Here is an 8,871-nt window from a genome sequence, read left to right on the forward strand (position 1 = left end):
GATTATTTTTATATATATTGTTATATTTTGTATTTTTTGTACAATATTATATGTTTTTTAGAATATAAAAAAGTCAATAGATTTGTGGATTTTTTCGTCCAAAAATGTCGATTTATCATTTTACACAAAACATCTGTTTCTTTTTTCCTTATGTAAATCGAGTATTCCACATACATAAAATGTGGATAATGTGGATAACTTTGTGTATAACTTTAATTTACGGGATTTTTCAATAACCGGGTATGTGGATAGAGTGTGTATGACTTTATCCACTTTTCCCACCTCTCGACATTCTTTGTGCAATTTGTCGAATCATATAATTTTAGGCGTTACAGCTATTCCATGAACGTACCTACAGCTGCCGGCTTCTCATAATCATAATCGGAAATCTTGATTCCTGTAGCAGCATTACTGGCATGAATAATCTTTCCATCTCCGATATAAAGTGCCACATGATCAATATATCCGTTTCCGTAGAATACCAGATCTCCCGGCTCAAGCTGGCTGATATCTTTCTTTGTGGAGGCATCACACTGCGCTGCAGCCACACGTGGAAGACTGTAACCGAAATTGGCAAATACAGACATTACAAATCCTGAGCAGTCTGCACCGTTTGTAAGACTTGTTCCGCCATAAACATAAGGATTTCCTTCAAACTGCAGCGCAAAGTTTACCACTTCCTGTCTCTTTGCCAGACGTTTCGCTTCTGCTTCTTCGGCAATTTTTTTCTTTGTATCCTCAACTGTCTGCTGAATACTCTCCAGCGCGGCTGTTTTTTCCTGCTCTGCCTTCTCAGAAGCCTTTTCCGCTTTCTCTACTCTTCGTTCTTCACGAATCTGAGCTGCTTCCTCTTCTTTCGCAACAAACTCCTGTGTCTGTTCCTCTGTCTGCTTCGCCAGTGTACTTGCCAGAGCACTTACACTTCCTGTTCCATCAGAAAACGCTGATGCGCCATCATCAAACTGTGCTGCGCTTACACATACCCCCTGTGTCAGAACCACAGAGCTCATAATTGCTGCCATCAAAATTGTCTTTATTTTATTATTCATTTTACTAATCAACTCCTGTTATACATCGTTGTAAAATTATTACATTTTTATTACGTTTTGTTACGCATTTGTGTATGTTAACATAACATCCCAATTTTGTCAAATGAAAAAAGTGTGACGAGCATTTGGAATGAATTTTGGCTTGTATGTCTCAGGATTTTGGCATATTTATGCCAAAACACCTCGCGGGATAATGGTGTGTGAACAGTAATGATGTTACCGAAAGCATACTTCATGCCTTCCTTCAATAAGATAGTAAAAAGCAGATTCCGAGGTGGATATGCGTATTTATAAAAATATCCCTAAAAGAATCCTCAGCCTGTGTCTGGTCTTTGCCATTGGCATCAGCATGGGTGTTCTCTCCGACCACTTTGTTTCTGAAAACTCCCGTTTTCAGACCTTTACGGAAAAATTATTCCGGTCCGAAGTATGCAGCAATACCCTCACCCTTCACTACACTCTTGCACACCCTGAAAAAAAAGGTATCAGAAAGCCCGAGGCAACTCTTGGAACTGCACTTTCTGACCCGGCTAAGACCACCAGTCTCTGTCAGGAATATGAGAAAGAGCTGAAATCCTTTGCCTATTCCAAGCTCTCCGAAGAAAACCGGCTTACCTGTGATATGCTTCTTCTCTATTTTCACACCAGAGCCTCCCTTGGAAAAAACAGCGCCCTGGATGAGCCGCTGGGACCAGGCCTGGGTGTGCAGGCACAACTTCCCATTCTTCTGGCGGAATATACTTTCCGGACAAAAGAAGATATCTCTGATTATCTGAAACTTCTGAGTACCGTCAGGCCATATTTTCAAAGTATTATAAAACTGGAAAAGCAGAAATCCCAGTCAGGGCTTTTCATGAGCGACACAACTCTGGACCGTATCCTGAAACAATGTCATTCTTTTGTCGCGAATCCTGATTCCAACTACATGGATGATATTTTCGCGCAGAAACTGAAAGCTTTCTCCAACCCTGCATTTAGCAGCGAAGATCAGAAAAAACTCTGTACATATCATCATAAACTGATCTTAACCGAAGTGATCCCTGCTTATCAGGAACTGGCAGACAGTCTGGAAAGTCTTCGCGGTACAGGCAAAAGCAGCCGGGGCCTGGCATTTTTTGAGGGTGGGCGTGAATATTACCTCTACCTGCTGCAAAGCCAGACAGGAACCTATGTACCTGTCGGACAAATTGAAAAAAGACTGTCAGCTCAGCTTTTGTCCGACTATCGGGAGATATCTTCCCTGCTGAAACAGAATTCCTCCCTGATCGACAGGCTGAATCAATGTTCCGGTGAACTTACGCTGACACCGACTCAGATGCTTGAGAAGCTTCCGGAATTGATGAAAAAAGATTTCCCGGAACTGAAAGATGCCTCTTACGAACTCCGCACCGTTCATCCTTCCATGAAAAAATTCTTAAGTCCTGCTTTTTACCTCACGCCGCCTGTGGATACCCGAACCCCCAACGTAATCTATATCAACGATTCCGGACGTACCTCTTCTCTGGAACTTTTCGGCACACTGGCACATGAAGGATTTCCCGGCCATCTTTACCAGACAGTTTCTTTTGCCGAAAACAATCCCTCTAACATCAGATATCTGGTCACCTCCTCCGGTTACGTGGAAGGCTGGGCAACCTACGTGGAATCCTACGGCTATGAATATGCCGCCTCCCTCATGAAGGATCCGGATTCTGCCAAAAATGCTGTCCGGCTTGCCTGGTTAAACAGGAGTATGAATCTGTGCATTTACTCCCTGATCGATATCGGCATTCATTACAGGGGCTGGGATGCAGCCCGCACTGCTGTCTTTCTGAAAGCATTTGGCATCAACAATGCTTCTACTGCTGCCGAAATCTATCAGTATATTGTGGAAACTCCCGGTAACTATCTGAAATACTATTGGGGATATCTGAATTTCCTTGACTTGAAAACAGTCTGTCAGAAAAGACTTGGAGATGATTTCGACCTGAAAGAATTTCACCGCCGGATTCTGGACATCGGACCTGTACAGTTTCCGGTTCTGGAAAAATACATGAAATAAACGAATTACTGGAAAACTTTCATCGGCCAGACTTCCGGAGAGTCTTATCAGTTTGAGTGGCATGGAGGAGATAATGTTACGGTTATCATTCAGCCATCTGAACGTCAGAGCGGAATCCGCGTCAGTATGGATTAACAGCCTGATATAACAAAGAGCCGAACTGACTGCAATATTTTATAGAATTGCAGTCAGTCCGGCTCTTTAAAATATAAAACCAAACATTTCTCAAGTAATGTTTCCGAAAACAGTCTTCCTGCCTCCATTTCCATCACTGTCTCTTTGAATCTGTCGCTACCATTACCGTAAATCTTTTTAAATCCGGCCGGAACTAATCCCAGGTCGCTTTCTTCCACCATGGAAACATCGAATTCGCTGTCTCCGGCTGCTATGATATATGCAGGCTGCAACCTCTTTCGAAGTCTTCTCACAGCCATTCCCTTACTCAGATTTACAGGAACAACATATACCTTCTCTCCATTATGAAATACGTCCACCAGCTTCGTAGTCAGTTTTGCCTGCAGATCTTCAACCACTTCCTCTGGCTTTTCACATTTTGTAAAAATAAAAAGCTCATCTAGAAATCTCAGCTCAAACTTTCGTCTGGAATCCCCGGCAAGAATCTGCTGCGCTTTTTCCATTTCCGGTCTGCTGTTCTGGATCATTTGCAGCGACTCCAGATACCACTCTCTGTCACGCTTACCATTTACCAGCAGTACTCCTCCATTACAGACAAGGGCATAGGGTACGATTCCTATATCCAGATCAATACGTTTATACTGTTCTTCCGTCCTTGTGGATGTTGGTATGATAGTCATCTTCTCACTTACTTTTTTCAACAGATCATGCGTTTTTTCAGAAATAAATGAGATTTCTCTTCCATTATATAACTCAACATTTAATTTATTTTCACCGATATTGCGCTTATACGAATATATTATGGTATTGTCCATGTCCGCGCATAAAATGCCATTCATTCGCTTCCTCCAAAAATGGGACTGCCACACTGTTATTACCTGCGACAGCCCCATAATTATTATTTCATACGTATTGTTTACCTGCTCATGATTGCTTTTCTGATAATATCTACCGGTATAATAAGTACTGCAAGTACCATGGATACCAGTAATGCCTTTGGCTCAAGCAGAGTTGTGTTAAATACTTTTCCGCCGATTTCAATGATAATGGTCTGAAGAACAAAGATTGCTCCCATTACCAGTACGAAGTTCTTATTCTCCCCGATATGCTCAAACAGATTAAACTTCTCAGATCTGGTATTCAGACTGTTAAAGATAATCGCATAAATGAAGAACGCAAACATAAATGTTTTCTCATAAAGCTCCGGATCTGCACAGCCCGCAGGGATTACCCAACTGGTAATGCCGCCGATATTCTCAAGTATCAGGATAGAACCAAGGGTAATAAATATTGCACTTACTCCGATCGCTGACTTGATGTACGGAGTCAGAATATTATCTGTTCTCTTTGCCGGCTGATCTTTCATATATCTGCTCAAGAATAGGTTCTCCACCAAACGCCATGGCAGCCAATGTATCCATGATCAGGTTGATCCAAAGGATCTGGACAATGGAAAACGGCTCTGTCCATCCCAGGATCGGTGCAATGATATTCATTAACAGAGTACTGATATTTACAGTAAGCTGGAAAATGAGGAATTTTCCAACAGATTTCGCCATAGTCCTGCTGTTAAGCACACAGTCTTTAATGGAAGTCAGACTGTTATTAAGGATAACAACATCTCCTGCCTCCTGTGCAACTGCTGTACCATCTCCCATTGCAAAACCAATGTCTGCCTGTTTTAATGCGGGAGCATCGTTCACACCGTCACCGGTCATACCACAGACATTATCAATCTGCTGTGAAAGAGATACCAGTCTTTTCTTATCAAGCGGTTTCGCGCGGCTTACCACTCTCAGGTTCGGGAGAACTTTCTTCAGCTCTTCATCTGATAATTTCTCCATTTCTTCATGGGTAAGAACCACGTCCTTCTTCTCATCTGCAAGAATACCTGCCTCTTTTGCAATGGCTACTGCAGTTTCCTCTGCATCACCGGTAACCATAACTACCTGGATTCCTGCATCATTGAGAATCTGAACAGTCTCAACCGCATCTGTTCTGACATTATCACGCAGACACAGAACTGCCATAAGAACAGTCTTTCCATCGCTGATTTTCGCTACGGAGAGAAGCTTCATGGTTCTCTTTGCCTGTGCATGCATCTGTTCTTCTACTTTATCTTTATCTGCCTTTGTAAACTCTCTTTCTTCCCCGTCCGGAAGCATGTAATGTGTTACTTTATCAATGATATTCTCTGTAGCACCCTTCCAGTAAACAAGTCCGTTTTTCAGTTTTACAGTGGCACATTTCTTCTCGGAATCAAATCCGCTGATCTCTTCTACCTTCTCCGGATCATTGTCATAATCATTATAACCATGATCAATGGCATAAGAGAGCAGTGCTCTGTCCATGTTGTTACTTCCGATTGCCTTTCCTTCTGAGGAAATCTTTGCAAGGTTATTCAGAGTGATAGCTTCTATAAACTCCCTGCTCTGGATGGAATCAACAATCTCACCGTTACCTGTGATAAATTCTACCAGTGACAGGTTACCCTGTGTGATCGTTCCGGTTTTATCACTGAACAGCACGTTCATGTAAGCAGAATCTGAAAATGCCGCCTTGTGGCTGACAAGGATATTCTTTTTATACATGGACTCTGTATTCATTGACTGAACCAGACTGTTCATCATCGGGAGTCCCTCCGGAACTGCCATGATCACGATAGAAGCCATAAGCATAACTGCTTCCGCTATTACAAGGAGAACGGAAACAACAGTGATTGCCTGATCTGCCCTGATCAGAGTCAGGACAACATGAAGGATACCCGCGATCGCTGCAGCTGACACACCCAGTTTACCGATACCTGCTGCCACACCCTCCAGCTTCAGGCTGGAAGTATCTTTTCGCTCTTCTTCCTCGGAGGTATCTGTCAGAGCTTTGTTTATCTTTCCTAATTCAGAACTGTCTCCGATAACAGTTGCGATCATGTAACCTTCGCCTGAAGTCACAACCGAACCCATAAAGACTTTTCCCTGTGAAGAGTAATCCGTAGATTCTGCCTCGTCCATATTGGTTACTGCTGCTTTGTTCTCATCTCTTGATTCACCGTTTAATGCCGCCTGAGATACTTTGATCTTACCTTCAAATAACAGACCATCTGCCGGAACCTTATCTCCTGCCTGGATAAGGATCGTATCACCTTTAACGATTTCACTGGTAAGAATATTGACCAGCTTTCCGTCTCTTACAACTTTGGCATAGGTCTTGCTGTATTCTTCCTGAAGCGCCTCACTTCTTGAAGTATTTCTGTACTCTGACAGGGTACTGAAACCGGTAGCAAGTGCGATTGCGATCACAATACTGATGATCTCCACAACATCATTTCCGCCGGATAATGCAGGGACAAAGATTCCCAGCACAGCCAGGATAACTTTAAGAGCCAGAGCCGCACATAATACCTTGATCCAGATGTCATCAAATGCGCCGATGAACATGGACCAGAGTGATTCAGTCTCTTTCTTCGCCAGCTCATTGGTGCCGTACTTCGCCTTGCTCTCGCTGACCTGCTGTCCGGACAGGCCCTGCATTCGCTCCTCTTTGTTTATTTCATTCATAATAATCAACCTCCTCTTTCGGGTTTTGCAACTGTTCAATCATGGACAGACAGTTACCGGATTTTATATAAAAAGAGGAACCATAACAGCTCCTCTTTTTATTTTCACACAAATCTCTGGCAGAGTTCCCCAAGTCCGGGATCTGTTGTGCCATTTCCTACGGCGTTGAATTTCCATTCACCGTTATACCTGTATATTTCCCCAAAAATCATCGCAGTCATACCTGAATAATTCTCAGTTAAATTATATTTGCACATTTCTTTATTGTTTCTGGCATCAACCAGACGGATAAATGCATTCTGGATCATTCCAAAATGCTGTTTTCTCTTTACTGCCTGATAGATATTGACAACAATGACAATCTTATCATATTCAGCCGGAACTCTTGACAGATCAATAACGATCTGCTCATCATCTCCCTCGCCTGCTCCTGTAAGATTGTCTCCCATATGATTGACTGTCCCGGATTTATGTTTCAGGTTGCCGAAATATACCAGGTCTGTTTTATCTGTAAATTTACCATTTTTCAACATGATTGCAGAAGCGTCGCAGTCGATTGCCTGATGTGATGAAGAACCAAATAATGCACCAAACAATCCACCACCGCCGGATGGCTTTGCCTCATCCCAGCCAAGTCCCACGATCACCTTTGCTAATCCTGCATGCTCCTTTGACAGATTTACCTTCTGTCCTTTCTGTAAGCTTACTGACATTTTCGTCCCTCCTGTTGCCCTCCGGCACTATTCTACGTCTACACCATAACTGTTGCACAAAGCAGCCAGACCACCCTGATAACCACTTCCAATGGCATTAAATTTCCATTCGTCACCATTCTTGTACAGTTCACCAAATACAACTGCTGTTTCAATAGAGAAATCTTCTCCAAGATCATATCTGAGAATTTCTTCTCCTGTCACTTCATTGAAGATTCTCACAAAGGCATTAGAAACCTGTCCGAAATTCTGGCGTCTTGCCTCTGCATCATAGATGGTAACTGTAAATGCAATCTTTGTGATATTGGCAGGAATCTTTGACAGATCGATCTTAATCTGCTCATCATCTCCGTCTCCGGCACCTGTAAGGTTGTCTCCCATATGCTGGACTGCTCCGGACGGATGTACAAGATTTCCATAGAATACAAAATCGTTCGAATCAGAAACCCTTCCGGAATCTGTCAGACAGAACGCTGCTGCATCCAGATCGAAATCTCCGCCTGTGTCAAAAGCATTGATATCCCATCCGATACCTACAACTACATTCTTAAGTCCCGGGTTACCTTTTGTAAGACTGACCTTCTGTCCTTTTTTTAAACTAACTGGCATATATTTTTCCTCCCATATTGTCTTATCCGCTTCGCTATACAGCTCCATACCTGATAACTGTTTAGTATTTTTACCAAACAGCCGACTGTCTCTTACATTACGCTACTTCAATACCATAATGACCGCAGAGCGCTGCAAGTCCACCTTGGAATCCGCTTCCGATGGCATTAAACTTCCACTCTCCGTTATGTCTGTAAAGTTCTCCTACAACTACTGCTGTTTCAATGGAGAAGTCCTCCCCAAGATCATAATGGATCAGTTCCACCTCATTGGATTCATCTACCAGACGGATGTAAGAGTTTGAAACCTGTCCGAAGTTCTGACGTCTTGCTTCTGCATCATAAATGGTAACTGTAAACGCAATTCTCTCAATATTCGCCGGAACCTTTGACAGATCGATCATGATCTGCTCATCATCACCTTCACCCTCACCGGTAAGGTTATCTCCCATGTGGATGACTGATTCACTGACATGCTTCAGATTGCCATAGAAAATGAATTCTTTCTCTGTAGGGCATTTTCCGTTGGCACCAAGCATAAATGCTGCTGCATCCAGGTCAAAATCCGAACCTGAATCAAAAGCGTTTACATCCCAGCCAAGTCCTACCATGATCTTCTTAAGTCCCGGATTCTTCTTTGTTAAATCTACCTTCTGTCCTTTTGATAAATTAATAGGCATATCATTCATCCTCCCTTTTTTCTGTGTTTTTATTTTCTTACCGGTGGCACATTGTATTGTTTGTTAAAATCCTGTTTGATTGCCTCCAGAC

General features: G+C 42.7%; 8 protein-coding genes and 1 pseudogene. 2 read left to right on the forward strand and 7 right to left on the reverse strand.

What is annotated here, in order from left to right; translation table 11 throughout:
* Positions 1-335: 335 nt before the first annotated feature.
* On the reverse strand, positions 336-1,049 hold the full coding sequence (locus tag AC075J_RS01420) for a C40 family peptidase (protein ID WP_055200181.1): 714 nt from the start codon (positions 1,047-1,049) through the stop codon (positions 336-338).
* Between the two features lie 280 nt (positions 1,050-1,329).
* Between AC075J_RS01420 and AC075J_RS01425 the strand changes: the two genes are divergently transcribed.
* Both AC075J_RS01425 and AC075J_RS01430 read left to right on the forward strand, forming a co-directional pair.
* A complete protein-coding gene (locus tag AC075J_RS01425; protein ID WP_055200315.1) occupies positions 1,330-3,090 on the forward strand; it encodes a DUF885 domain-containing protein in 1,761 nt (586 codons plus the stop codon).
* A gap of 9 nt (positions 3,091-3,099) precedes the next feature.
* Positions 3,100-3,225, forward strand: a pseudogene (locus AC075J_RS01430) (AIM24 family protein); the annotation flags it as partial.
* A 53-nt stretch (positions 3,226-3,278) separates the two neighbouring features.
* Here AC075J_RS01430 and AC075J_RS01435 read toward each other — a convergent pair.
* From AC075J_RS01435 to AC075J_RS01460, 6 genes are all read right to left on the reverse strand, one after another.
* Positions 3,279-4,064, reverse strand: coding sequence for an HAD hydrolase family protein (locus AC075J_RS01435; protein ID WP_055200183.1), 786 nt, complete (start codon positions 4,062-4,064; stop codon positions 3,279-3,281).
* Between the two features lie 77 nt (positions 4,065-4,141).
* The gene (locus AC075J_RS01440; protein WP_476389879.1) at positions 4,142-4,603 is read right to left on the reverse strand and encodes a cation-translocating P-type ATPase C-terminal domain-containing protein; all 462 of its coding nucleotides are present in this window, start codon (positions 4,601-4,603) and stop codon (positions 4,142-4,144) included.
* The gene (locus AC075J_RS01445) at positions 4,560-6,779 is read right to left on the reverse strand and encodes a cation-translocating P-type ATPase (RefSeq protein WP_476389880.1); all 2,220 of its coding nucleotides are present in this window, start codon (positions 6,777-6,779) and stop codon (positions 4,560-4,562) included. The genes AC075J_RS01440 and AC075J_RS01445 overlap by 44 nt, the downstream gene beginning before the upstream one ends.
* Positions 6,780-6,883: 104 nt before the next feature.
* Positions 6,884-7,492, reverse strand: a complete 609-nt coding sequence (locus AC075J_RS01450; RefSeq protein WP_008705352.1) for a TerD family protein — start codon at positions 7,490-7,492, stop codon at positions 6,884-6,886.
* A 27-nt stretch (positions 7,493-7,519) separates the two neighbouring features.
* Entirely contained in the window at positions 7,520-8,101 is a 582-nt protein-coding gene (locus AC075J_RS01455) for a TerD family protein (protein WP_008705353.1), read from the reverse strand.
* 97 nt (positions 8,102-8,198) lie between these two features.
* Positions 8,199-8,780, reverse strand: a complete 582-nt coding sequence (locus AC075J_RS01460) for a TerD family protein (protein ID WP_008705354.1) — start codon at positions 8,778-8,780, stop codon at positions 8,199-8,201.
* Positions 8,781-8,871: the final 91 nt, after the last annotated feature.

This window comes from Blautia sp. ZXY-1-C6, from assembly GCF_056339875.1.